Genomic DNA, 23,303 nt, shown 5'->3' on the forward strand with positions numbered 1-23,303 from the left:
GTAATCCGATCAGGTCAGGATGGCGATCACAGAGGCCAAATGGGCATCTGGACGCCGAGTCCGTAGATAAAGAGGAGCGCGCCGAGCGTGGTCAGGATCGCGGTCGAGATGAAGATTTCTCGCCATCTCGATTCCGGGTCAGCGAGACTTCCAACGACAAGAAGCCAGATTGTCGCAACAACGAAGCCAAGGCTTTCTGCGGCGAAAGCAAATCCAGCAATGCCGATGACCAGAATGATCAAGGGCTTTGGATTGACGGCATCAAGGGCTTCGTAAGGTTTGGTCAAAGCCTTGATCAGCACAACGGCCCCGATCAGAGCTATGATGACGCAAAGCGACCTTGGCAGGAAGCCTGGCCCCATCATCCCCGGCGTGCCGAATGACAGGTCACGCCCGGCCCAAAGGCCAAGCGCTCCCAGAAAGATCATGACACAACCAGCAAGAATATCGGGAAAGTCCCGGGTCTTGGTTGCAGATTTCATGTTCATTGCTGCACCCACGGCGTCTTGTTCCAGATTTCCTGGAAGCGGGCGAGGCGGTTTGGCATTTCCTTTTCCCAATCGGGACCACTAAGATACGCCAGTGGCAACGCCATTTGCTTGGCCTGTTTCTGGAAGTCGGGATTGTCGAGCGTCGCCTTGACGGCTGCAGCAAAGCGATCGGCGATCTCAGCAGGCACTTCACGAGGGGCGGCAATACCGCGCTCCGAAGTCATCTCCACATTGAAACCGGACTCAATGGCAGTCGGTACGTCTGGAAGCTGCGGTGACCTCTCTTTTCCAAAGGTGTTGATCATCCTGAGACCAGACGTATCGTTTCCGGCAAATTCGCTGACGTTCAGCCCACCGCCGGTGACCTGAGACCCTAGGATCGCCGTGCGCGTTTCGCCCGCCCCATTGAACGGAATATGGGTGATCGTGGTGCCGGACTCGGCGCCGAGAATGATGATAGCCAGATGGTCATCAGTGCCGATACCCGAGGAGCCGTAGGATACGGCACCGGGCTTTGCCTTCGCCGCAGCCACGAAATCAGCAAGCGTTTTGATCTCAGAGTTCGCTGGCACAACGATTGCGGCCGGATCATCAACGATGCGCGCCACCGGCTTTATCGTCGTGGGATCGTATCCGAGCTTCCTCTGAACCTGCATGGAGAGAAAACCCGGCGTATTGATGAACGAGAAGGTGTATCCGTCAGGCTTTGCCTTTGCCAGCGCCGTGTAGGCGATTTCGCCGGATGCACCTGGGCGGTTCTCGATGACGATGTCGGCCCCGAGCTCCTTTTCGAGGAAGGGCTGCATCGCGCGTGCCATGACATCGGTGCTGCCACCTGGTGCAAAAGCAACGATCATCTGGATCGGACGATCCTTGGGCCACTCGGCATGAGCAAATTGGGCGGATGCGGTGAGAGCCGCGACCGCGAGCGAGAGAGCGAAAACGTTTCTTTTCAAATCCAATCCTCCTTTGGATGGTGGCCGTCAAGCGGTGCGAAGACGTCACTGCCAGGGCAGACGCTTGGCGGCCGTAGAATGCTGCTGTGGTAATTGTGAATGAAGAAATGGCGCCGTGCGCGTAAGCACGTCATCCGACGCCGATATCCGTTGTGTGCTTGGTCAGTCGCTCGCGCGTCGATCAGCCAAGCTGTGCGCGCATGATGTTTTGGGTTGAACCGATCTCAGCTGCCTTGGCCAGTTGCGACAGGCTCAAAAAACACGTCTTGCCACTTGGCCAATTTCGACTTCAGCAGGCCTGCTTCAAACATGAAGTCCGCGAAGACCATCACACCTTTGGGCTGAACGCCCCACTCGTCTTTGACGGTCGCCAGCATGTTCTCGATTTGGTCGGCATTGAGAGACGATTTCTCCGAGGCTAAAAAGATTTCAGCCGCTTCTTTTGGATTGTCGCGAATGAAGTTATCGGCCTCCTCGATCGCTGCGACGACAGCGAGCGAGGCGTCCTTACGATCTTCGATGAACTTGCCCGTCGTTGCCAACAATCCGCTCGTGACCTGCTGTCCGAGGTAGTCCGAGAAGTTGAAAAGCTTGTGGATCTTGGGGTTTGCCTCTAGCACATCGCTATAGGGATGGGGCGCAACATAGGCGCTGATGGTACCACCAGCAAGAAGGCCGCTCGTTGCATCAGGATGTGGCAGTTGCACCATCATCGTGTCGAAGTGCTTTGCGTCGCCGAAGGCTTTCTTTGCCGCCATTCGCACCAGCAAACCCTGTTGACCGGTCGTCGATGTGACGGCAATCCGATCATTGGCTCCGAGATCCTTGAGGTCCTTGATCTCTGCCTTGTTGGTGTAGAAACCATTGTCGCCTGCGACAAGTGCCGCAAGGCCGCGAATCTTGATCGAGTTTTTCGTCTTTTCCGCAGCGATCAGCATGCCGGGAAGGCCATAGGCACCGATGTCGATCGTTCCGCTGATCAAGGCGTCGTTGATGGCAGGCGCACCGCTGATCTTTTTGATCTCAACGGTCGTGTTGATGCCTTTTGCGGCCAGTTGCTTGGAGAAGAAGCCCTTCTGCTCCGCGACAACAACAGGCAGATAAGCATACCCATATTGGATAGCGATCGAGATCGGCTTTTCTTCTGCGGCTCTGGAAACGGTGGTTGAAACTGTGAAAAGCGACAGTGCGGCGATCGCGGCAAGAGCGGCGCGCCGGCGAAGTTTCTGTTGCATACTTCCTCCCGAAGTGCTTTTTGAAACGGCGTTGCAAAATAATGATGTCATCTCGGCTGCGCTGTCAACCGCTTTTGTGACGATCGTTGATTACTGCTGCCGGTGCCAAGACTGTGAGGAGGACAGATGGCTGGACATTCGCCCCATATCGCTGTGCGTGAAGACTGGCTCGCTCTGGAACAGGAGGAGGTTCTTTTCCCTGAGATGCCGATTGTGGACCCTCATCACCATCTGTGGGACCGCCCCGGTTCTCGATACTTGTTCGATGAACTCCTTGCTGACGCCCGGCGGGGCCATAGCGTCCAGGCGACGGTCTTCGTTCAGAGTAGGTCCATGTACAGCGCCGATGAACCGGACGAATTGCTCAAACCCGTGGGGGAGGTCGAATTCGCAAACGGCATTGCAGCGCGCTCCGCCTCCGGGCTCTATGGATCGTTCAGAGCGTGTGCCGCAATCGTTGGCTCGTGCGATCTGATGGCGGGTGACCGTATCGAACCAGTGCTTGATCGCATGGCCGCTGCTGGCGGAGAGCGCTTTCGCGGCATCCGCAACCAGACTGCCTGGCATGAAGATCCCGCGATTGCGACCAATCCCGTCCCCCCGGTAAAAGGGCTGCTTTTAGAGCCCGCATTCCGTGAGGGGGCACGCCGACTGGGCGCACGCGGTCTGACGCTCGATGTTTGGGCCTATCATACCCAACTCGCAGAGTTCGAGGATCTTGCGCGTGCCTGCCCGGATACCACGATCATTCTCGACCACCTTGGTGGCCCGCTTGGGGCTGGCGCCTATAGAGGAAGGCGAGACGAGGTGCTGGCCGTATGGCAGGCTTCCATGGCGAGGATCGCTCATCTACCGAATGTCTCCGTCAAGCTTGGTGGTCTGGCAATGGGGGCAGGCGGGTTCGACTTTCATCTTGCCCAGCAGCCACCATCGTCTGAAGCGCTCGCAGCGGCGTGGGATCCGTACATCTCGTATGCGATCGAACGCTTCGGCACGCAACGCTGCATGTTCGAGAGCAATTTCCCCGTCGATAAGGGCATGGTGTCCTACCGAGCGTTATGGAACGCCTTTAAACGGCTGACTCAAGGCGCCAGTGCTTCGGAAAAGCAGGACCTTTTCTTCTCGACAGCAGCGCGGATCTACAAGCTCGGCATTGAGCCGGAAGGAGAATTCTGATGTTTTTCGCACCGCCGCCGACGATAGAGACGGAAATCTTTTCCCGCATGCCGGACCGCTTCCGGAACCCTCGTAAAACCCGCTGGGCGGACGTAAACCGCTCCGGTATGGCGATCGATTCGTTCCTCGAAGGCCCTTGTTTCGACGGTCACGGCAACCTCTATGTTACCGACATTCCATTTGGGCGGATATTCCGAATCACACCCGGCGGAGAGTGGGAGCTTGTCAGCGAATATGACGGCTGGCCGAATGGGATGAAGTTCCGCAGCGAAGGCAAAATCTACATCACCGATTACAAACGCGGGATCCTGCAGCTTGACGTGGCTACCGGAGCGGTTTCGCCGGTGATCGAAGAATACTTCTCCGAAGGCTTCAAGGGGGTCAACGACCTCGTCTTTGCCGCCAATGGTGATCTCTATTTCACCGACCAGGGGCAAAGCGGACTTCACTCGCCGACCGGCCGGGTGTTTCGTTTGTCTACGGCAGGGAAGCTCGAATGCGTCTTGTCTGACATTCCCAGTCCCAACGGGATCGTCATCGCCAAAGACATGAGTTATCTCCTCGTCGCAGTGACCCGCGCGCAGCAGATCTGGCGGGCGCCGCTCCACGAGGGGATTGCAACCAAGGTGGGGGTGTTCCTTCAGTTGCACGGGGGCATGGGCGGGCCTGACGGCCTGGCGCTGTCGGAGGATGGGGAGCTTTTCGTTGCCCATACGGGCTTTGGCTCGATATGGCATGTATCGCGTGTGGCAGAACCCCTGCACCGCATCCGGTCATGCGCTGGTATTTCGACAACCAACATGGCCTTCGATCCAAAGGACCGGCACGTGATCTACATCACCGAATCTCAGACCGGCAGTATCTTGCGCGCGAGGTTGCCTGTGCGAGGGGAGGAATTGTGCATGGGTGCGGTTGTAAGCTAACGATACGCTGACCGGATTGATGAAGAAGAGGGTGATTATGGACGACGATTACGAGCAAGGTTTACCTCGGGTGAAAGGCGTGGCTTCCGCCGATCGGCTCCTTACCGTGCTGTCGGCGTTCCGTAGAGGTGACGATGCCCTTGAACTGACACAACTCGCGGAACGGACTGGCCTCGTCAAAAGCACGATCATGCGCTTGTGCGTTTCGCTTCAAAGTTTCGGTTTCATTGAGCGGATGCGGGACGGCCGGTATCGTTTGGGAACGGAAATTGCCAGACTTGGCTCCGTATACCTTCAATCCTATGCGCTTGAATCCGAAGTGATGCCGGTTCTGGAACGGCTTGTCTCCATCTCGGGCGAGACCGCCTCGTTCTATATCCGGCGCGGCGATCAGCGCCTTTGCCTGTTCCGCCACGACTCGCCGTCGCCGCTACGCATGCATGTGCGACCAGGTGATCTCAGACCCATGGATGCGTCTTCGATCGCGCAGGTTCTGCGCATGTTCGAGGCGGGCCAGACGGAGAGTCCCAAGGATATTGAGCTGCCCATCTATTCCAACGGGGTGACGGACCCTCACGTCGCTTCGATGGCCGCTCCTGTGTTTGGGGCTGGTCAACGCCTCCTGGGCGCGCTCGCGATCACCGGTCCCGCATCGCGGCTCACAGCTGATAAGGCTGCGGAGGTTGCTCAGCAGTTGAGCAGCTTTGCCGAAGGCCTGACGAAATCACTGGGTGGCGAATTTTAAAAATGCAACGGCGTTGCATTTATTATTTGCAACGCCGTTTCAAAATGCTAACAAGGTGCTGCTCATCGGGAGGATGGGTACGCGCTCATGATTGTCGTGAACCCTCCGAGAGCTCATTTTCGCTAGGCGAAACTCGTGGAGGAGTTCATGATCAATTTCACAAGACGTCAGTCTTTGGCCTTTGCCGGGATTGGTCTTCTCGTAGCGTCCGGAGGGCCTATGGTGGCCCGGTCGCAAGAGAAGAAGACCATCAAGGTTGCCACACAGTACGGTACAAGCCATCTGGCAACGACTGTCGCGGAAAAGCTTTCGCTCTTCGAAAAGCACGCACAGAGCAATGGTATTGCCGGAACCGAATTTCAGATTCAGCGTGTCAGTGGCTCGACGGTCATCAATGACGGCATTTTCAGCGGCAGCCTTGATATTGGCGCCTATGGCTCAACTGCCCTGATCGCCGCCTGGGCCAAGACCAAGGGCTCCTACGACCTCAAGGGGATCGCGGGATGCAACGAAGCGGTTTTGACGCTGTATACCAACGATCCGTCGATCAAGTCGATCCAGGACATCAAGCCCACGGACCGTATCGCGGTGACTGGTACGACGTCGCCGCAGGCGATCATGTTGCAAATGGCGGCAGAGAAAGAATTCGGCAAGGGCGAGGCCAAACGCTTTGATAAGCAGATGGTCCAGTTGCCGCACCCCGACGCCACGACCGCACTGATATCCGGCAACGGAGTGACCCTCTACTTCGCCTCGCCGCCGTTCATCAGCACGCTTGAGGCATCGAAGAAATGCTTCAAAGTCACCGACGGTCGCGACATCATGGGAGGGCCTTACTCCGGCGCGCTCTATGCTTCGACCCAAAAATTCGCTGAGGCCAACCCGGAAGTGCTGACAGCATTTGTCGGTGCGCTGAAGGAAGCGATGGACCTGATCCAGATCGATCCCCGACAAGCTGGCGAAATCTATAGGGCTGCCGAAAAGACGAGTCTGTCAGCAGCCCAGGTTGAAGAGGCCATCCGCGGTCAGGTCTTCACCACCGAGCCACGCGGGATGCAGAGGTTTGCGGACTTCCTCGCCGGGACCGGCGCGATCAAGCAGGCGCCCGCCAGCTGGCGCGATATGTTCTTCGAGCCTGTCAGTAAGGGGAATGGCAGCTAATGGATATGAACAACCAATTCGCAAACGGCGCTCAGGGCATGGACACATCCTCCCCATTGCTCTCGGTCAACGGTGTTACGCTCCAGTACAAGACCGGTGCAGCCATTCTCACCGCGACCTACAAGGTCAGCTTCAACGTTCAAAAGGATGACCGTTTCATCCTGCTGGGCCCGTCTGGCTGTGGAAAGTCGACACTGTTGAAGAGCGTTGCCGGATTCCTGGCGCCGGTCGAGGGCGACATCAAGCTTGCAGGCAAGCCGGTTAAAGGACCGGGACCCGATCGCATGATGGTGTTTCAGGAGTTCGATCAACTTATGCCGTGGATGACGGTGATCGACAACGTCATGTTCCCGATGCGCCGGGCCGGACGCTTCCCGAAAAACGAGATCCGCGACCGGGCGAGGCGGGTGATCGACAAGGTGGGACTGTCGAAATTCGAGAATTCCTATCCCCACATGTTATCCGGCGGCATGAAGCAGCGCGTGGCAATTGCACGTGCTCTGGCAATGGAGCCGGCGATGCTTCTGATGGACGAACCCTTCGCCGCTCTCGATGCCCTGACGCGCCGCCGTATGCAGGAAGAGCTTCTGGAGTTGTGGGACGACGTGCGTTTCACGCTGCTCTTCGTGACGCACTCGATCGAAGAGGCAATCATCGTCGGCTCGCGCATTCTTGTGCTCTCGCCGCATCCCGGCCAGGTTCGCGCGGAACTGGACGCGACCGCTTATGGGCATCAGCACCAGGGCGATGCGGATTTCATGGCCTTCAATCGAAAGATCAACCAGATGCTTTTCGGCGATCAGGAGGTTGCTCATGACTAAGGTTCTCACGGCTCCGGCGAGCCTGCCAGCCAGACCCGATCTCGAATATAAGACCCTCGATATCGCGCAGATCGGTAGCATCAAGCAGGATGTCGGCTTTTGGGAAGGCCTGTTCAACATCACCGGATTTCGTCGTGCGCTGGTTCTGATCGGGCTGTGCATCATCTGGGAGGCTTACGCCCGTTATCTCGGCAATCCGCTGATGTTTCCGTCTTTTAGCGAGACCATCACGACGCTCTGGGCCGACATCGTTTCCGGGCGGCTGCCTTCAGCGGCAATAACATCCCTCCAGGTTCTTGTAACCGGCTATGCGACCGCGATTGCTCTTGCAGCAGTGATGACAACACTTGCAATCTCGACCCGTTTCGGGACCGATCTGCTGGCGACGCTGACGGCAATGTTTAACCCGCTGCCCGCCATCGCGGTTCTTCCGCTCGCACTTCTGTGGTTTGGCCTCGGGACCAGCAGTATTGTCTTCGTGATCGTCCACTCCGTCCTTTGGGCGGTATCGCTCAACACGTTTACGGGTTTTCTTTCCGTCAGCCAGACTCAGAAGATGGCCGGCCGGAACTACGGCCTCGGCGGGCTGCGGATGGTGTTTTTCATCCTCATTCCTGCAGCCTTCCCGTCGATCCTGTCCGGTTTGAAGATTGGCTGGGCGTTCGCTTGGCGCACCCTGATCGCCGCCGAACTTGTCTTCGGTGTTTCAGGAAATGCTGCTGGCCTTGGCTGGTACATTTTCGAAGCTCGGAATGCACTCGAAACCTCCGGCGTGTTTGCCGGCCTGCTGACCGTCATCGTCATTGGCCTCGTGGTTGAAGGACTTGTCTTCCGTACGATCGAGCTTTTGACGGTTCGCAAATGGGGCACTCAGAACGGCTAACGGCAACACAGCAGAGGCTGCCGGTGCAAAGACAGATTGGTGCCGGCTGCCAGTCTCAGAGAGATCGCGATGACCTTTTGCCTTGGCCAAAGCTCAGTGATCTTTCCCAATCACCACCGATTTCTAAAAAACGAGGCGCACAAATGAATGCGACTGAAATGACTGACGCGCAGGTTCGAGGCCGAGTCATGGTCACGGGAGCCCAACTGGTCTCCGAAGCCATGCAACTCTTGGCAGACCACCGGCTTGAGCCGATTTTTGCACCCGCCTATTCGACGCCCGATGATCTTGCCGCCATGGCACGGGATAACGAGGTCGATGCGATACTGGTGCGGCAAGGGTCGATCGACCGGTCGGTAATCGCAGCATCGCCGCGGCTGAAGGTTATCGCCAAACATGGCAGTGGCGTCGACAACATCGACCTTGCGGCAGCAACGGAAGTGGGCGTCCCGGTTCTCAGGGCGCTTGCCGCCAATGCCCAGTCGGTGGCGGAACTCGCGATCAGCCTGACGGTAAGTCTGATGAAGGATGTTCTTTCGCTCGATAGTCAGGTCAAGGCTGGCGGTTGGCCGAAAACGAAGTATGTGGGGCGCGACCTTGCCGGTGCTGTCTTCGGCGTCATCGGTTTCGGGGAGATCGGCCAGCGCGCCGCTGCCCTTGCCCGTGGACTTGGGATGAAGGTTATCGCCTATGACCCCTTCGCGGCGGACACGTCAGAGATCGCGGTCAGTCGAGACCTCAGCGAGATACTGAGAGCTGCTGATGTTGTCAGCCTGCACTGCCCGCTGATGCCGCAGACACACCATCTCATTAACGCCGAGCGCCTGTCACTGATGAAACAGGATGCCTTTTTGATCAATACCGCTCGTGGGGCGGTGGTGGATCAGGCCGCGCTCGTTACAGCGCTGCAATCGAAATCGATAGCCGGCGCCGCCCTCGACAGTTTCGAGGAAGAGCCGCCTCCCAGCGACAGCGTGCTTTGGACTTTGCCCAATCTCATCGCTACGCCGCATGTCGGCGGCGCGAGCCGCTCAGCTCTGCGCAACATGGCGGTACAGAGTGCCACCCACATCATCGGCGTGCTCGAGGGCAGGGGCTATGACAGCCAGGCTCTTGCCAACAAAAACCTCGCTTCTGCCGCCTGAAATCATCGATACTGAGGAGAAATAGAATGATTGGATTCCGCGTTTGTAAGCGTGAACGCAAGGTCGAGGCGAAATGGGTAGACGCCTTTCGTGCTTTGCCCGTTGCCAATATCAGCGACGTCATGAGCCGCATGACGGCAGGCGGTGCGGCTCTTCGTCCCTACTATACCGGCGGCATGATGGTCGGTCCGGCAGTTACGGTGAAGGCTCGCCCTGGCGACAATCTCATGGTCCACAAGGCGCTTGATATCGCGGAACCCGGTGACATCGTGGTTGTCGATGCTGGCGGTGATCTCACCAATGCGATTATCGGGGAGTTGATGGTGGCGCACGCGGTTCAGCGCGGCCTCGGCGGAATCGTTATCAACGGCGCGATCCGCGATAGCGCCGAGCTTTCCGCCGGTACTTTCCCGGTCTTTGCTCTTGGGGTCACTCATCGCGGCCCTTACAAGGATGGGCCAGGCGAAGTGAATGTTCCGATCTCGATTGGCGGGATGGTGATCAACCCCGGCGATCTTGCATGCGGAGATGCGGATGGATTTCTCAGCGTCCATATTGACGACGCGGAAACTGTTTTCGAAGCGGCGACCAAAAAGCACGCGGCGGAGACGAAGCAGATGGAAGCAATCCGCGCAGGCAAAAACGACCGAGCCTGGGTCGATGCTGCCCTTTCGAAGATAGGTTGCCTCTCTCCCTAAGAAGCTACTTGCCGCCGTACCTTACGGCGGCTGCTCTTCGACGGGATGAAAGCAAGCATACGTCAGAGCTGTCTGTCGAAGTAGGTGGCCGTCTGCTCATGCCCCTTCAAGAGCCAGCTAATGAAAGAGTTTGATCGGGCTTGTACCTGGCCCTTGCTTCAACGATACGGATATTGGGAGATACGGCTTTCAAAGGCACGCTTCCACACGTCTCTACGTCTGAACTAGAGATCAGCGCATTTGACACTCTCACCTAGACGCTGATTCGGAACACCGCTGGCTAAGGTGACAACTTTTCGAAACATGTGGATCGATGCTTCGGCGAACCTAAGCCCTCAATGAAATAATCGCAGCCTCATCAAGAGCCGACAATACCGTACTTCTGCGATCCTTTGAGCCTGTCGCATCATCCTTAACACCTAGTCGAGATCGCCATTTCTCACTGTTTTTTTAATTGATGCCGAACCGCCACGCGAGCGCCGGAAATCCCCATTCGTTGTCACTTGATATTGCTAAAGATGCGAATTTGATTTTTTGCAGATTGTCTTTGACAGTATTTTTCAGAACAAAAAATATTGCTGACGTTTATCGTAATATAATCTCATGAAAAAATAATAATATAATGTAATGCTAACGTTGTATTAAATCGATACAAATCGAAAATCTCTGCATTAAGAAAAAATAAAAGCCGCAAGACTAGGAATAGGAAAATTATATTGTCAATTTTTAGGCAAAAATCGTGGCATTTCTCTCGAGAGTACTTCATAATCGGTCTGGATCTTCGGCAATCGAATTTGCCATCGTGGCGCCGCTCTTCATCATCGTTCTGCTGAGCATGGTAGCCTATGGGATATATCTCATGGCTGCCTATTCCGTGCAGCAGGTGGCTGCAGATGCCGCCAGAACCGCGATTGCCGGTTTGAACAATCAGGAACGGGAAGCACTAGCAAGAGACTTCGTCAGCAAGAGCGCGCTTAGTTATGCGTTCTTGGACAAGGGCGACCTTAACGTCACCGTTGGCATCGACAATGCCAACAGCAACCAGTTTACGGTTACCGTGGATTATGACGCAACGAAGCTGCCAATTTGGGGCCTTTATACCTATGCGCTTCCAGCAAAAACGATAAGACGATTTTCCACCGTTAGGATCGGGGGTATATGAGATGGGGAAGATACGATCTTCGATCTTTCGGTTTAATCAAGACGATGCGGGCAATATCGCACTTATGGCAGCGTTGACTGCGCCGATGATTGTCGGCGTTTTAGCACTCGGGGTGGATTATGGGGCATTGACGCTGCAAAAAAGGCAGCTCCAGCAATCTGCGGATCTCGCTGCGATTTCCGCGGCCTCCGCACTCGATGCTGAACAGGCCGTATTGCAATACTTCAAACTCAACGGGCAGAAAATTGGCATCAGAACTGGATCAGGTCTCTTGACCGAAGGTGGACTCCTGCCAAAGGATGCCGACATCGAGGGGGCGGGACTGGACGGTTACGCGGAGATCACCACAGGGCGTTATGTCGCAGACCCGGACACTCCAGTGGAGAGGCGGTTTACCCCTAACGCAGCGCCTGCCGACGCAGTAAAGGTCGCAATTTTCGAAAAAGGCAGGCTCTACTTTGCGTCAGGCTTCACGACCCCGCCTGATCTGTCAGCAGTGGGAACGGCCGGGGCACAAAAGGTAGCCGCCTTTTCCGTTGGATCTCGCGCAGCCAGCCTCAATGACGGTCTGATCAACAGCGTATTGAGCACTCTTTTTGGTTCGACCATTCATCTTAAGGTGGGGGACTATCAATCGCTTGCCAGCGCCGATGTGAGCCTGCTGAAAACGATCGACATCCTCGCAACGGATCTTAAGCTGAACGTCGGAACCTATCGCGAGCTCGTAACAACGAAAATTACCTTGAGCCAGTTTCTCAGCGCCCTGGCTAGAACCAGTGGGTTACAGCCGTCCGTCGCCTCAACCATCCAGAAATTGGAAAGGGCAGCCAACACAACCACTCTCAATTTTCCGTTGGAGAAGATTGTCAACCTCGGACCCTTCCTCGACAATATGGTGGGAAGCAGCGGCAATCCGAAGGTCACGGTCAGCGTCTTCGATTTGATTTCCGCTACGGCGATTGCCGCAAACGGACGACATCAGTTTGAAGTCGATGCGGGCACCAACATTCCCGGCTTGGCTTCCACAAAACTGACCATCGCCATCGGTGAACTGCCTGTGCTGACGACATCGTTGGCGGTGGGCGGCGTTGGAACCGTCGTCAGAACTGCGCAGACCCGAGTTGCCTTGAACACCACCGTCGACGGGTTGAAAGCTTTGGCTGGCCTTCAGGTGCGTCTACCTCTCTACGTCGAAATGGCACCTGCTGAAGGTAAACTTGTAGACATTCGTTGCGCAGCCGGCGGCAACAACGCCGTGGACGTTGATGTGGTACCTGGAGTGGTAGAAATTGCGGTCGGCAAAGTGGATACAAGCGCTTTTAGTAAGTTCGGCAGTAAGTCGCGCGTAACGAAAGCAGCGATCGTCGACTCACGTCTCGTAAAAATAAACGGCATGTCGCATGTTACGGTCGGCAATTTGGCGAAGACCAGATTGACGTTCACGCAAGCGGACATCAATCAAGCGACGATCAAAGATGTATCCACTAGAGATGGTTGGACCTCCTACATTCAGTCCATCTTGAAAAACTTCGATCTCGATATCAACGTGCTGGCTTTAAGTGTCGGCTCACCGACCGCGGTACAAGCGGCGTTGGCCGATACTCTTTCCGTTGCTGCTCGGCCGGTCGATCAAGTCCTTTATAACGTGATGCTGATCTTCGGAGTCAAGGTCGGTGAAGCTGATGTCCGGGTGACGGATGCGCGCTGTATGCAGCCCGCGCTGTTGCAGTAGTGTGTTCAAAAAGGCGTTGGGGAGCTGGAAGAGCATGGTGAAGCCAAGATAACTTTGAGTTCGTCAGGCGATGAAGGGGCACTACAGACGATGATCTACTCTAACGCCGCCATCGTTGGCTCGCCCGAGGCGGCGGTCCGTTTGTAGGTAGAGGAATTCGGGTGGCCCTTTCCTAGGGAGATCCGTGGTCGCTCAGCCGGTCGGCTGGGTAACAAATGGCAACTTGACCAGGCTGTTCGTATAAGGCTTGAGCAATCGGGCGGAGAATTGCCACCAGCCAATCCGACGGCGAGAACGGATTACGAAGCGGCGACCAAAAAGCACGCGGCGGAGACGAAGCAGATGGAAGCAATCCGCGCAGGCAAAAACGACCGAGCCTGGGTCGATGCTGCCCTTTCGAAGATAGGTTGCCTCTCTCCCTAAGAAGCTACTTGCCGCCGTACCTTACGGCGGCTGCTCTTCGACGGGATGAAAGCAAGCATACGTCAGAGCTGTCTGTCGAAGTAGGTGGCCGTCTGCTCATGCCCCTTCAAGAGCCAGCTAATGAAAGAGTTTGATCGGGCTTGTACCTGGCCCTTGCTTCAACGATACGGATATTGGGAGATACGGCTTTCAAAGGCACGCTTCCACACGTCTCTACGTCTGAACTAGAGATCAGCGCATTTGACACTCTCACCTAGACGCTGATTCGGAACACCGCTGGCTAAGGTGACAACTTTTCGAAACATGTGGATCGATGCTTCGGCACACGCAAAGTCCATGACGGCCTTGGAATAGGTCAGTGTCCCTGGTACGCATCTCCTAGCCCATGGAGTGACCTCAGGGCTGGATGTCGAGGTCAGATCACTTGAACGCGGTGGGCTTCATCTGATTGCCGTCTTGAGAGAAATCTCCCGGTCGTTCGCTTTAGGGAGAACCGCCACGGTCGCGCTCGTTCCGACAATAAGGGCGCTGGCATCCGTGTCCTTGTCCAGCCTGACGCGCACGGGTACGCGTTGTGCAAGCCGAACCCAAGTGAAATTCGGCGTGACATTAGCCAAAAGGGTGCTACCCGCTGTTCTCTCGCGATCCTCGATACCCGCCGCGATGCTCTCGACATGGCCCTTCAGCGGATCTTTCGTTCCCATAAGCGTAATCTTGACTGGATCGCCGACAGTGATGTGGGACAGTTGGCTCTCATCGAAATATCCCTCGACGCGGATCGTACTGGTAGCGACCAATGCCATCACGCCCTTGCCGGAAGCCACATAATCACCCGGACTCAGTGCAAGATTGGTAATAATGCCGTCAGCGGGCGACACAACGTCTGTACGAACGAGATTGAGTTGGGCGAGATTGTAACTCGCCTGCGCCTGTTCATAGGCCGCTTCGGCTTGCTCAAGGGCAAGTTGGGCCTTGTCCACGGATTGTTGCGAAACGGTAGAACCTTCCTGTAGTCTCCTGTATCGCTCAGCTTCGGTTTTGGCATTATCCAGCGTAGCGGTTGCCTGCGTGACGCTTGCCTTGGCGCTGTCGAGCGCAATCTGGAAGCGCGAGGGATCGACCTTAAGAAGCGTCTGGCCCTTTGTCACTCTCTGATTGTCATGAACGAAAACCGCCGAGACAAGCCCGGTAACATCCGGCGTAATCGTGACGACATTGGCGCGCACATGGCCGTCTCGAGTCCACGGCGTCTCCATGTAGGCGATCCACAATTGCCATCCGAAAAAAATGGCAACGACCGTAATGCCAAGCGTGACTACCAGCCTCATGGAACGGAAAAGAAAGGACTTCATGACGCATACCTTTGAAAGACATCCGCTGTCGCAGCAAAAATCAGCACGAACAATGACAGGTTGAAGAGTGCGGGGTGCCAGACCAGACGATAGACATGCAAGCTAGCAAGACCCTTCTTTGCTAGTCCATGCAGCACGAACGCAAGGATCGACAGCATCAGCAGTTTGGGGAGATAAACTCCGAACAATACGACTTCACCAAACATGCGCGTTTCCTACTCTGCCGCCATGGGGTTTAAACGGGTCAGGCTTCGAGCACGCGTTCTTTCAAGTATCGGGGGAGAGGCGTGCGGAAACAGGCTGCATCTCAGGTCGGTCAGAGCCGCAAGCATGCGAGGCTTGTCGAATTCATCAAGTGCGTCATCGATGCTCGACAGGATCGCTGGCGAAGGAGCATTCGGAGCATCGTGAACTGTCTTTGACCTAAACCAGATTGCGATACCGGCGAAAATGGGATCGAGCCGTCGCGCTTGCGACGTCGTCATGACAGAAGCTTCTTCTTGCAGAGCAGCCAGTCGCGTCCCAATCCGCAATTCGGTTATCATGTCCAGGTCGCTCAGCGTGGTGCCGGAAGTTGCAGCCCGACGCGGTACAAATTGAGCAAGCCGATCGAGTCCTCGGGCGGCATACCAGGTCGGTGATCTCGAGAAACGACCGTCAGCGATGGCGGTAGCTTCACGCCAACCCAGCTTGGCAATGCGCTGAGCCTTACGCGATGCACCGAGCGAGTGTGTCAGTGCGCTCCACGCGACGGCGAATAGCACGCCCAGCGTCGAGGCCACAGCACCGTCGGCAAATGAAATGAAATCGGAAGAATAGGTTGCCGTCAATGCGATGGTCGATGCGGTGCCGACCGTCATGACCATACCCGGGAGCATGAATTGCGGTCGACTCATGATCGTTCCGAACAGTATGAAAGGGAGCGCAAAGACCAGCACTAACCCCCAGAACGAGCTGACGCCCGGGAGAATTCCGAACAAGAATATGCCAGCTCCCAGATTGCTGACGGCATTGAAGATCGCCATGGCCTTTAGTCCCGGCAGGGGGTTGTCCAACGCTCCGAAAAATGGCCCGGCAATGAGTACCATAAGAGCGAAACCCGCACCGGCCTGCCAGCCCGAATAGAGCCAGAGAAGGCTCGCGATGAAGCCGGACAGCGCGATAGAGGCGCCCGTAATCGCAAAGACGACGATGTCGTGATGCCAGCTGCTTTGAACCGAACGCGTAGACTGAAGCTTCACACGGCGGCGCGCCAGGGTGCCGGCTGAAATCTCTCTCAGCAAAACCTGACAATCCTGCGTCATATCGATGAGATGCAAAATATCGACGAGCGTGCTTCTGATCAGCAGGCCATCCCAATCTCGCCGCGTCTCCACGATGTGGGTCAGATGCGCATGCTTCTCGCGAAGACGCGCTGCGGTCTGGTCACTATCTTTCTCGCCTTGATCCTTCGACGAAATCCAGAGCTGGAAGTCCGTAAGGAGATCGGCGAGGTCGACATCGATGGCCCCCCTTTCCCGAAGGATCGCCAGTCGGTCGCCAAATGCGTGTAAAGCGATCGGTACAGGCGCTATCCGCTCCTTGAACGCTTTAAGGTGGAACGTCAGGTTCGCCGCAGCGACATCGTAACGAAGGTGAACGATCAGATTATCGAGGGCACCGACATCTGAGGCCAGGCGTTCGCTCTGCTTTAACGCATTGCTGTCGCGGCCGTTTTCGATGACTGCGCCAATCCAACGACAGATATCCTTCAGGAGGTTTTCAGCCGTTTTACGCACCGTTCCTGTGAGGCCGGTAGGAAGCACAACGCTGTTGATGACCGCAGCACAAACGATGCCCAGAATGATTTCCTCGGCGCGGGCAACGCCGGTACCGAAAACGCTGTCAGGAGCATAGATCGAAGGGAACGCGATCAAAGGGACAGTGTAACCGGAAAGCAAAAATGCATAGGATCGGGGAGACCTGTCGAACAATGCCAGGAAGGTCAAAAAGCCGGTCCACAGGCACACGACAAGCACAAATAGGACAGGGGCGTTCGCAAGCTGCAGCGTAAAGAAAATAGCTACGCTTGCCCCAACTACTGTTCCTGCCGCCCGGAATGCCGTCTTCGACTGCGTAACGCTAGCCAGCGGATTGGCGACAATGTACACAGTGGCCATAGCCCAATATGGGCGGGGGAGCCCTGCCGCAAGAGCGACGTAAAGGGCGGCCATGGACGCTGCGAAGGTCTTTATTGAAAAGATCCATTCGGTCAACGTCGGGAACGCGACGCGTGCTCTCATGTCGCGTTGTCCGCGAACATTTCGTCCAGTACTCCATCATCGACGAAGGTGGACATCGTACGGATCACCCTTAGTGCGGCAATAAGATCATCCCGACTATGGGCTCGCAGCACCTCGGCCCGGATTTTCGTCAGATGGGTTTCGACTCGCAGTCGTAGCTTCCGACCTTCGTCCGTGAGCCAAAGCATCTTGGCTCGTCGGTCGCCGGGGTCTTCTTGCCTTTCGATAAGCTTCTGCTCGGCAAGCAAATCCAGAAGGCGAACGAGAGCTGGGCCTTCGACCCCGATTTCTTCTGCGACCGCGTTCTGCCGGACACCCTCTCCCAACCTGCCGATGATGATCAAAGGGAAGATCGAAGCTTCAGATAGGCTTCCTGGTGGGTAACCGCACTCGCGACACAGCATGTCTGCAAGCTTGCGCCCGAGCTTGCGCAACTGCCGCTCTGCACGCGGCAGGGAACTGGTCACTAGAAATCTAAGCTCATCATCGGTCATATGTTTATAGATAACATGTTATCTAATTCAGTCAAGTGCCCGTCCGGGATCATCATGGAGAATATTTTCAAGCGTACCAGGCCTAGCGAAGATGAGACCTCAAAGCTGGCTCAGATGTGAGAGCTGGACACAACCCACCACGCGATGAATGTCGGACTGCGGGACGCGCACGCGTAACGGTTCCGTTCAGGAGCTAAGGAAGTTTGGTCCTCGCTGTACGTTACCTCAGACTGCGTGCCCCGCTGGGAGCGTCATCCGAGTGACGCATGGGTATTCGCTCATAAAAATTTACGCTCTTTGTCCGGGTGTGGGAGAAGAACGCGGCTGATTAACAGTCCTTCAATGTGACAAAAGCGGAGTGGTACTTCCGCTCCACGGCGCCATTCAGGGTGAAGGTCTGTTGTCAGGCGCAGCGAAGCGGAGCCGGATGCATCGAAACTGCTGAGTTCGGCTGCCTCGAAGAAGAAAGGCCGTTTCACCGTTGGATAAAGCGCCTTGAACAGGCTTTCCTTGGCTGAAAAAATCAGCCCGGTCATGAAGGGATCGATCTCGTTACCGAGATTGTAGCGCTCATTTGCGGTCAAGGCCTGCGGAGCGATATCGTTGGCTTCCTCCTCGGTCAGCAGTTTTTCGATATCGATGCCGACGCCGCGAAATCGCAGGGAAAAGCCTACCAGCGCAATCGCCTGTCCTTGGCTATGGGAGATCGCGCCGATGACGCCTTCGGGCCAGATGGGGGCACGATCCTCGCCCATGCCGGGAAAGATGGTGCGGCCGATTATGCGGCGCGTGCCCTCCGCCGCGCATCTGCGCCCGGCAATGAATTCCGCCTTGCGTCTTTGCGTGGCGTTTGAAAGCTGGAGCGGCAAGGAGGGAACCTCGCCGCCGCCGTCTTCGGCGCTGTAGCAAAGGGTGAGGCAATGGCAATCGTGTCTGTCGTCTGGCCAGGGCCAGATTGCTTCCGGCGAAGCACCGGGGGCGGCCTCGCGATGAAACGCCGTAGCGACGGACATTTTCTTTACCCTCAATCAAACGCCTCGAATTTAAGCCGCAAGCGTGGCGCCGCCATCAACCACGATCTGCTGCATCGTCACATGGCCGGCCTGATCGGAGGCGAGAAACAGCACGGTATCGGCGATGTCGTCCGGCCTTGCGATCTTGCCCAACGGGATACCAAGTTTGAACTGTTCGGGAAGACCGGCAACCAGCCGTTCCTTGCCAGCGGGATCGCTCAACATGCCCGCCAGCATGGGCGTATCGGTGGAGCCGGGTGAAACGACATTGCAGCGCACGCCATAGGGAGCGAGCTCAAGGGCGGCGCAGTGGCTAAGGCTGACCAGCGCGGCCTTGGACGCGCAATAGGCCATCATGCCGATGCGCGGCACGACAGCGGCATTGGAGCCGACATTGACGATCGCGCCACGCCGCTGCCGCTTGAAGGTGCCGCTCCACTGCCGCAGCATATGGAACGGCCCCGCAGCGTTGACATCCATGCAAGCCTTCCAGTCCTCAGGTGTGAGGCTTTCACTGTCCCCCAATCGCAAGATGCCAGCGGCGTTGACCAGAATATCGAGCCCACCCCATTCGCTTTCGATTGCCTTGCAGGTCGTCTCCACCTCCGTCGCATGGGTGATGTCGAGTGCGATCTGACGGAAGGGCGCTTCGGTCGTTTCCGCCAGAAGGTCGAGGCCGATGACGTCGGCCCCTTCCTCGATGAAACGTTCGGCGATGCGGCGGCCGATACCCTGCGCCGTGCCCGTCACCAGCACGCGCCGCCCGATAAATCTCTGTAGTCTCATCTTGTCCGTCCGCTCAGGCCGCCAGCCGCTTTTGGTCGATCAACGCCCACCAGGCGGACAGTGTGGGCACACGTGCCAGTTCATCGAAGCCGACTGTCACGCCACGCTCCTTAAGTTCGCCTGCAAGTTTCATCACCTGCAGGGAATCCAGGCCGTAGAAGATGAGGTTCTCATCAGGGTCGATTTCGCTTTCGTCTTCCACCATTTGCAGGACGCGGGCTTTCAGCCATTCACTGATATTCCCTGCCTCTCCAGCGCCAACAACGGTTGCGGTGTCGATCACCACCCCGCAGCGTGTCGCTACATATTGCAGCGCCATGCGATGCTCCGCCTCTGAAAAATCGGCAACGCCGTCACCAATCATGAAGGGCTGAATATCTTTCATGAAGGCTTCCGCGGCCGTCATCATGCAGCCGATATGGGCGTAGACGCCGCCGATAATGATCTGGTCGCGGCCCCATTCCTTCATTCGTTCGGCAAGATCGGAACGCTGAAAGGCGCTGTATCGCCACTTGGTCAGCACGACGTCGTCCGGTGTGGGCGCAAGCTTGTCCACCACCTTCTGCAATTCGGGATCGACCACGGTGAGCCCCGGTCCCCACATATCGTTCAGCAGCGCGCGATCGCCGGGCGGCTGGTTATGGGGCTGGGCGGTATAGATGACCGGTACGCCGTTCTGAACGGCCCATGCCTTCACCTTGGCGAGATTATCGATAAGGGTGTTCATCAGCTTGCCGTCGGCCTCGTAGAACCGAAGGAAGTAACGCTGCATGTCGTGGATGAGGAGCACGGCGCGTTTCGCATCGGGCTTCCATTGTGTCTTGTTGGCCGGAAAGCTCGCGGCGACCGGCATCGGATAGTCGGAAATGGTGGGGATTGTCATGATGACCTCGGTTGTGCTGCGCTAAAGTGCGCTTGATCTTTGGTTTCGGGACGCTCTTTTGAACGTCCCTTTTGCTTTGCGCTGTGTCTCAGGCGCTGATGGCGACGGGTGTCGCAAGCAGGTCGCGCAGGCGCTTCTTGTCGATCTTTCCGACGGCAGTCAGCGGCATGGCGTCAATGAAGCGCACGCGGTCCGGTAGCTTGTAATCTGCGACGCCGAGACCAGCGAGATGCTGGCGGATGGCCGGCGCCTTAAGAGCGGGATTGCGCGAAACGACGAAGACGCAACTCTTCTCGCCGAGAAGTTCGTCCTGCATCGCCACAAGGGCCGCATGGGTGACATCCGGGTGCCGAAGAATGAGGTTTTCAACCTCTTCCGAAGCGACCTTTTCGCCGCCGCGGTTGATCTGGTCCTTTACCCGGCCCACGACCCGGAGATAACCTTCGGGGCGTGCGCTGCACGACATCGCCGGAATAATAGAAGCCATCCCTGTCAAAGACCCTGTCATTGTGTTCAGGTGCGCGGTAATAGCCGCGAAACGTATAGGGGCCGCGGGTCGCCAGCATGCCGCCCTCGCCCTCGGGCAGGTCATTGCCGTCTTCGTCAACGATGCGGATTTCGTCATCGGGGCTGATCGGCCTGCCTTGCGTGGTGAAGACGAGATGCTCGGGGTCACCAGCGCGGGTGTAATTCACCAGACCTTCCGCCATGCCGAACACCTGCTGAAGATTGCAGCCCAGCACCTCCGGCACCTGACGAGCAAGCGCCTCGGCGAAGCTTGCGCCGCCGACCTGTAAGAGCTTCAGAGATTTCAGCCGTCCAACATGGGCGGGAGCGGCCTGAAGCCATAGCGCGACTGCAGGCGGCACCAGCGGCACGATGTCGATACTGTGCTTTTCGATTAGATCGAAGCAGGCCAGGGGCTCCGGGTTTGCGGCGAGAACGACGGTGCCGCCTGCGTGAAAGACGCCGAGCGCACCGGGCGAACTCATCGGATAATTATGCGCGACCGGAATGGCGCAGAGGAAGCGGGTCTGCGGTGATAACTTGCAAATCTCGGCACTGGCACGGATGCTGTAATCATAGTCGTTATGCGTGCGCGGAATGAGCTTCGGCGTTCCCGTGCTGCCGCCGGAAAGCTGGAACAGCGCCACCTCGTCGGCTGCCGAAGGTGCGAAAGCGGGCGGATTGTCCGGCGGCTCGGCCATCATCCGTTCCAGGCTTCGCTCAGGATCGGTCTTCCCAAGCAGCAGGGTGAGGGCAAGCCGAGGGGAGGCGAGTTTTAGAGCATCCAGAAACGCGTCGTCGGTGAAAAGCTCGTGTGCGCGGGAGGCAATCACCAGTTTTGGCGCGATCTGTTCGGCATAGGCGGTCATTTCCAGCCGGCGATGGCTGAAGATTGCATTGACGGGAGCGGCGCCGATTTTCATCAGCGCGAAAAAGACGATGTAGAACTCGGCGACATTGGGCAATTGCACCAGCGCGGTGTCGCCCCTGCCGATGCCGGCCACGGAAAGATGACCGGCGAGGTTCGAGGATTGCCGATCCAGATCGGCATAGGTGAAGCGGCGATCGCCGCAGATCAGTGCGGTGCTATAGGGATGACGCGCCGCCTGTTCAGTCAGAATGGCGCTCAGCGGCCGGTCGATCCAGTAGCCGCGTTCGCGGTATCGGCGAACGAAAGAATCGGGCCAGCGTTGGAATTCGATTGTCATGATATGTCCCTGGGAAAAATCAGGCAGAAAGACCGCACGCGTTCAGCATGGTCTTGAGCTTCGTCTGTACCTCGGCCCATTCGGCATCGGGCTGCGAGGCCTCGACGATGCCGGCGCCTGCGAAGAGCCGCACGGTTTGCCGCTGCACGGTGCCGCAGCGGATCGTCACCACCCATTCGCCATTGCCCTGTGCATCCGTCCAACCGACCATGCCGGTGAACAGGCCGCGCTCGAAGGGCTCGACAAAGCGGATCAGGCGACGGGCGCGCTCGGTTGGGAAACCGCACACCGCTGGCGTCGGGTGCAGCAGGCACGCCAGTTGCAGCGCATTGGTGTCGGGATCTGCGAGACGGCCTTCGATGCGGGTGGAAAGATGCCACAGTGCCGCCGTGCTGATGAGCGACGGCTTTTCGGGCACATCGAGTTCGGCGCAGACCGGTGAGAGCAGAGAACGGATGTCCTCGATAACCAGGCTGTGCTCGTAGTGGTCCTTTTCGGAGACCAAGAGCCGATCCGCATTCGCCTTGTCCGCCGTCGGATCAACCATGCGCTTTGCCGATCCCGCCAGCGGGTTGGAGGTGATCTTGTCGCCCTGCTTGCGAATGAGCAGTTCCGGGCTGACGCCGATCAGATCGCCGCCATCGGGCAGCGGAATGCGGAACTGGTAGCCTTCGCGGTTCTGCTTGGCGAGGTTCGCCAGCAGTCCCTCGACATTCACCTCGGATGCGAAGGTCAGTTCGCGCATGACGGAGAGTACCGCCTTGCGCACATCGGAATGGCGGAAGTTGACGATAGCGTGTTCGACCGCGCGCTTGAAACCGCTCTCGTCCGGCAGGCTGCTCTGGCCCACAAGCGCTGGCATACCTGAATCGGTAACAGTCTTCACTGCCGCCCCGAAATTCCACTCATAGTTGTGAGGCACATAAAGGCATGACGCCTCACCGACATCGAATGGGATTGCGCCGATGGCGATCGGGTTCTCCTGTCCAGCTTTGCGCGCACGCTCGAAAGCCCTGGTCAACGTCTCTTGCAGCGGGCTCTGCGCGCTCTCGCCGTCGCGTGCAGGAATGGAGATTCTTTCACGGACACCCTTGGCGCGTAATTGGCCGCTGCCCGAGGTAAATAGAAATTCTTTCGTAAAATCAGAGACGTCGTCGGAATCGACATCATTCGTCCTGAGCGCTCCCGTTTTCATGGGGTGCCTCCTATGTGGTGGTTGACGATGGC

Annotated in this window: 21 protein-coding genes and 2 pseudogenes; 11 read left to right on the forward strand and 12 right to left on the reverse strand. The window is 57.2% G+C overall.

All coding sequences use genetic code 11. The features are described from left to right. Nucleotides 1-26: 26 nt before the first annotated feature. The 3 genes from QE408_RS05985 to QE408_RS05995 all read right to left on the reverse strand — a co-directional run bounded on the left by QE408_RS05985 (nt 27) and on the right by QE408_RS05995 (nt 2,682). Complete coding sequence (locus QE408_RS05985) at nt 27-488, reverse strand: tripartite tricarboxylate transporter TctB family protein (RefSeq protein ID WP_306929350.1); 462 nt, start codon at nt 486-488, stop codon at nt 27-29. Beyond that, nucleotides 485-1,447, reverse strand: a complete 963-nt coding sequence (locus tag QE408_RS05990; RefSeq protein ID WP_306929351.1) for a Bug family tripartite tricarboxylate transporter substrate binding protein — start codon at nt 1,445-1,447, stop codon at nt 485-487. The genes QE408_RS05985 and QE408_RS05990 overlap by 4 nt, the downstream gene beginning before the upstream one ends. Nucleotides 1,448-1,671: 224 nt before the next feature. After that, nucleotides 1,672-2,682: an ABC transporter substrate-binding protein gene (locus QE408_RS05995; RefSeq protein ID WP_306929353.1), complete on the reverse strand. Its 1,011-nt coding sequence runs from the start codon at nt 2,680-2,682 to the stop codon at nt 1,672-1,674. A gap of 126 nt (nt 2,683-2,808) precedes the next feature. Here QE408_RS05995 and QE408_RS06000 point away from each other — a divergent pair, with 126 nt between their 5' ends. The 11 genes and pseudogenes from QE408_RS06000 to QE408_RS23070 all read left to right on the forward strand — a co-directional run. Then, entirely contained in the window at nt 2,809-3,858 is a 1,050-nt protein-coding gene (locus QE408_RS06000) for an amidohydrolase family protein (protein WP_306929354.1), read from the forward strand. Further along, on the forward strand, nt 3,855-4,781 hold the full coding sequence (locus QE408_RS06005; protein ID WP_306930224.1) for an SMP-30/gluconolactonase/LRE family protein: 927 nt from the start codon (nt 3,855-3,857) through the stop codon (nt 4,779-4,781). Before QE408_RS06000 ends, QE408_RS06005 begins: the two co-directional genes overlap by 4 nt. A gap of 37 nt (nt 4,782-4,818) precedes the next feature. Then, nucleotides 4,819-5,526, forward strand: coding sequence for an IclR family transcriptional regulator (locus QE408_RS06010; protein WP_306929356.1), 708 nt, complete (start codon nt 4,819-4,821; stop codon nt 5,524-5,526). Nucleotides 5,527-5,673: 147 nt separating this feature from the next. After that, a complete protein-coding gene (locus tag QE408_RS06015) occupies nt 5,674-6,687 on the forward strand; it encodes an ABC transporter substrate-binding protein (protein WP_306929358.1) in 1,014 nt (337 codons plus the stop codon). Between the two features lie 38 nt (nt 6,688-6,725). Further along, the gene (locus QE408_RS06020) at nt 6,726-7,508 is read left to right on the forward strand and encodes an ABC transporter ATP-binding protein (RefSeq protein WP_306930226.1); all 783 of its coding nucleotides are present in this window, start codon (nt 6,726-6,728) and stop codon (nt 7,506-7,508) included. Beyond that, nucleotides 7,501-8,391, forward strand: coding sequence for an ABC transporter permease (locus QE408_RS06025; RefSeq protein WP_306929360.1), 891 nt, complete (start codon nt 7,501-7,503; stop codon nt 8,389-8,391). The genes QE408_RS06020 and QE408_RS06025 overlap by 8 nt, the downstream gene beginning before the upstream one ends. Before the next feature lie 143 nt (nt 8,392-8,534). Continuing rightward, nucleotides 8,535-9,536 (forward strand): hydroxyacid dehydrogenase, encoded by a 1,002-nt coding sequence (locus QE408_RS06030; protein ID WP_306929362.1) that lies wholly within the window; start codon nt 8,535-8,537, stop codon nt 9,534-9,536. A 26-nt stretch (nt 9,537-9,562) separates the two neighbouring features. Continuing rightward, nucleotides 9,563-10,234, forward strand: coding sequence for an RraA family protein (locus QE408_RS06035; RefSeq protein WP_306929364.1), 672 nt, complete (start codon nt 9,563-9,565; stop codon nt 10,232-10,234). Nucleotides 10,235-10,973: 739 nt separating this feature from the next. Further along, a complete protein-coding gene (locus QE408_RS06040; protein WP_306929367.1) occupies nt 10,974-11,396 on the forward strand; it encodes a TadE/TadG family type IV pilus assembly protein in 423 nt (140 codons plus the stop codon). A 1-nt stretch (nt 11,397) separates the two neighbouring features. Then, nucleotides 11,398-13,128, forward strand: a complete 1,731-nt coding sequence (locus QE408_RS06045) for a TadG family pilus assembly protein (RefSeq protein ID WP_306929369.1) — start codon at nt 11,398-11,400, stop codon at nt 13,126-13,128. Between the two features lie 244 nt (nt 13,129-13,372). Then, nucleotides 13,373-13,456: pseudogene (locus tag QE408_RS23070) on the forward strand (IS6 family transposase); the annotation flags it as partial. Between the two features lie 535 nt (nt 13,457-13,991). On the opposite strand, the gene QE408_RS06050 reads toward QE408_RS23070, so the two are convergent. The 9 genes and pseudogenes from QE408_RS06050 to QE408_RS06090 all read right to left on the reverse strand — a co-directional run bounded on the left by QE408_RS06050 (nt 13,992) and on the right by QE408_RS06090 (nt 23,271). Further along, nucleotides 13,992-14,903 (reverse strand): efflux RND transporter periplasmic adaptor subunit, encoded by a 912-nt coding sequence (locus QE408_RS06050; RefSeq protein ID WP_306929371.1) that lies wholly within the window; start codon nt 14,901-14,903, stop codon nt 13,992-13,994. After that, entirely contained in the window at nt 14,900-15,109 is a 210-nt protein-coding gene (locus tag QE408_RS06055; RefSeq protein ID WP_306929373.1) for a DUF1656 domain-containing protein, read from the reverse strand. The genes QE408_RS06050 and QE408_RS06055 overlap by 4 nt, the downstream gene beginning before the upstream one ends. Nucleotides 15,110-15,118: 9 nt before the next feature. After that, complete coding sequence (locus QE408_RS06060) at nt 15,119-17,185, reverse strand: FUSC family protein (RefSeq protein WP_306929375.1); 2,067 nt, start codon at nt 17,183-17,185, stop codon at nt 15,119-15,121. After that, nucleotides 17,182-17,652 carry a MarR family winged helix-turn-helix transcriptional regulator gene (locus QE408_RS06065; protein WP_306929377.1) on the reverse strand — a complete coding sequence of 157 codons (471 nt, stop codon included), beginning with the start codon at nt 17,650-17,652 and terminating at the stop codon, nt 17,182-17,184. Before QE408_RS06065 ends, QE408_RS06060 begins: the two co-directional genes overlap by 4 nt. Before the next feature lie 305 nt (nt 17,653-17,957). Then, the gene (locus tag QE408_RS06070; protein WP_306929379.1) at nt 17,958-18,692 is read right to left on the reverse strand and encodes a 4'-phosphopantetheinyl transferase family protein; all 735 of its coding nucleotides are present in this window, start codon (nt 18,690-18,692) and stop codon (nt 17,958-17,960) included. Nucleotides 18,693-18,722: 30 nt separating this feature from the next. Continuing rightward, nucleotides 18,723-19,478, reverse strand: a complete 756-nt coding sequence (gene dhbA / locus QE408_RS06075) for a 2,3-dihydro-2,3-dihydroxybenzoate dehydrogenase (RefSeq protein WP_306929381.1) — start codon at nt 19,476-19,478, stop codon at nt 18,723-18,725. Between the two features lie 13 nt (nt 19,479-19,491). After that, nucleotides 19,492-20,361 carry an isochorismatase gene (locus QE408_RS06080; RefSeq protein WP_306929383.1) on the reverse strand — a complete coding sequence of 290 codons (870 nt, stop codon included), beginning with the start codon at nt 20,359-20,361 and terminating at the stop codon, nt 19,492-19,494. 88 nt (nt 20,362-20,449) lie between these two features. Beyond that, a pseudogene (locus QE408_RS06085) lies at nt 20,450-22,076 on the reverse strand ((2,3-dihydroxybenzoyl)adenylate synthase). 19 nt (nt 22,077-22,095) lie between these two features. Further along, the gene (locus tag QE408_RS06090; protein ID WP_306929385.1) at nt 22,096-23,271 is read right to left on the reverse strand and encodes an isochorismate synthase; all 1,176 of its coding nucleotides are present in this window, start codon (nt 23,269-23,271) and stop codon (nt 22,096-22,098) included. Between the last annotated feature and the right edge of the window lie 32 nt (nt 23,272-23,303).

It is taken from the genome of Agrobacterium larrymoorei (assembly GCF_030819275.1).
GTDB lineage: Bacteria > Pseudomonadota > Alphaproteobacteria > Rhizobiales > Rhizobiaceae > Agrobacterium > Agrobacterium larrymoorei_B.

Excerpts from the sequence above, each read along its gene's own strand:
- QE408_RS05985 (WP_306929350.1), bottom strand. The coding sequence starts at position 488 with ATGAACATGAAATCTGCAACCAAGACCCGGGACTTTCCCGATATTCTT.
- QE408_RS05995 (WP_306929353.1), bottom strand. The coding sequence starts at position 2,682 with ATGCAACAGAAACTTCGCCGGCGCGCCGCTCTTGCCGCGATCGCCGCA.
- QE408_RS06000 (WP_306929354.1), top strand. The coding sequence starts at position 2,809 with ATGGCTGGACATTCGCCCCATATCGCTGTGCGTGAAGACTGGCTCGCT.
- QE408_RS06010 (WP_306929356.1), top strand. The coding sequence starts at position 4,819 with ATGGACGACGATTACGAGCAAGGTTTACCTCGGGTGAAAGGCGTGGCT.
- QE408_RS06015 (WP_306929358.1), top strand. The coding sequence starts at position 5,674 with ATGATCAATTTCACAAGACGTCAGTCTTTGGCCTTTGCCGGGATTGGT.
- QE408_RS06020 (WP_306930226.1), top strand. The coding sequence starts at position 6,726 with ATGGACACATCCTCCCCATTGCTCTCGGTCAACGGTGTTACGCTCCAG.
- QE408_RS06025 (WP_306929360.1), top strand. The coding sequence starts at position 7,501 with ATGACTAAGGTTCTCACGGCTCCGGCGAGCCTGCCAGCCAGACCCGAT.
- QE408_RS06030 (WP_306929362.1), top strand. The coding sequence starts at position 8,535 with ATGAATGCGACTGAAATGACTGACGCGCAGGTTCGAGGCCGAGTCATG.
- QE408_RS06035 (WP_306929364.1), top strand. The coding sequence starts at position 9,563 with ATGATTGGATTCCGCGTTTGTAAGCGTGAACGCAAGGTCGAGGCGAAA.
- QE408_RS06045 (WP_306929369.1), top strand. The coding sequence starts at position 11,398 with ATGGGGAAGATACGATCTTCGATCTTTCGGTTTAATCAAGACGATGCG.
- QE408_RS06050 (WP_306929371.1), bottom strand. The coding sequence starts at position 14,903 with ATGAAGTCCTTTCTTTTCCGTTCCATGAGGCTGGTAGTCACGCTTGGC.
- QE408_RS06055 (WP_306929373.1), bottom strand. The coding sequence starts at position 15,109 with ATGTTTGGTGAAGTCGTATTGTTCGGAGTTTATCTCCCCAAACTGCTG.
- QE408_RS06060 (WP_306929375.1), bottom strand. The coding sequence starts at position 17,185 with ATGAGAGCACGCGTCGCGTTCCCGACGTTGACCGAATGGATCTTTTCA.
- QE408_RS06070 (WP_306929379.1), bottom strand. The coding sequence starts at position 18,692 with ATGTCCGTCGCTACGGCGTTTCATCGCGAGGCCGCCCCCGGTGCTTCG.
- dhbA (WP_306929381.1), bottom strand. The coding sequence starts at position 19,478 with ATGAGACTACAGAGATTTATCGGGCGGCGCGTGCTGGTGACGGGCACG.
- QE408_RS06080 (WP_306929383.1), bottom strand. The coding sequence starts at position 20,361 with ATGACAATCCCCACCATTTCCGACTATCCGATGCCGGTCGCCGCGAGC.
- QE408_RS06090 (WP_306929385.1), bottom strand. The coding sequence starts at position 23,271 with ATGAAAACGGGAGCGCTCAGGACGAATGATGTCGATTCCGACGACGTC.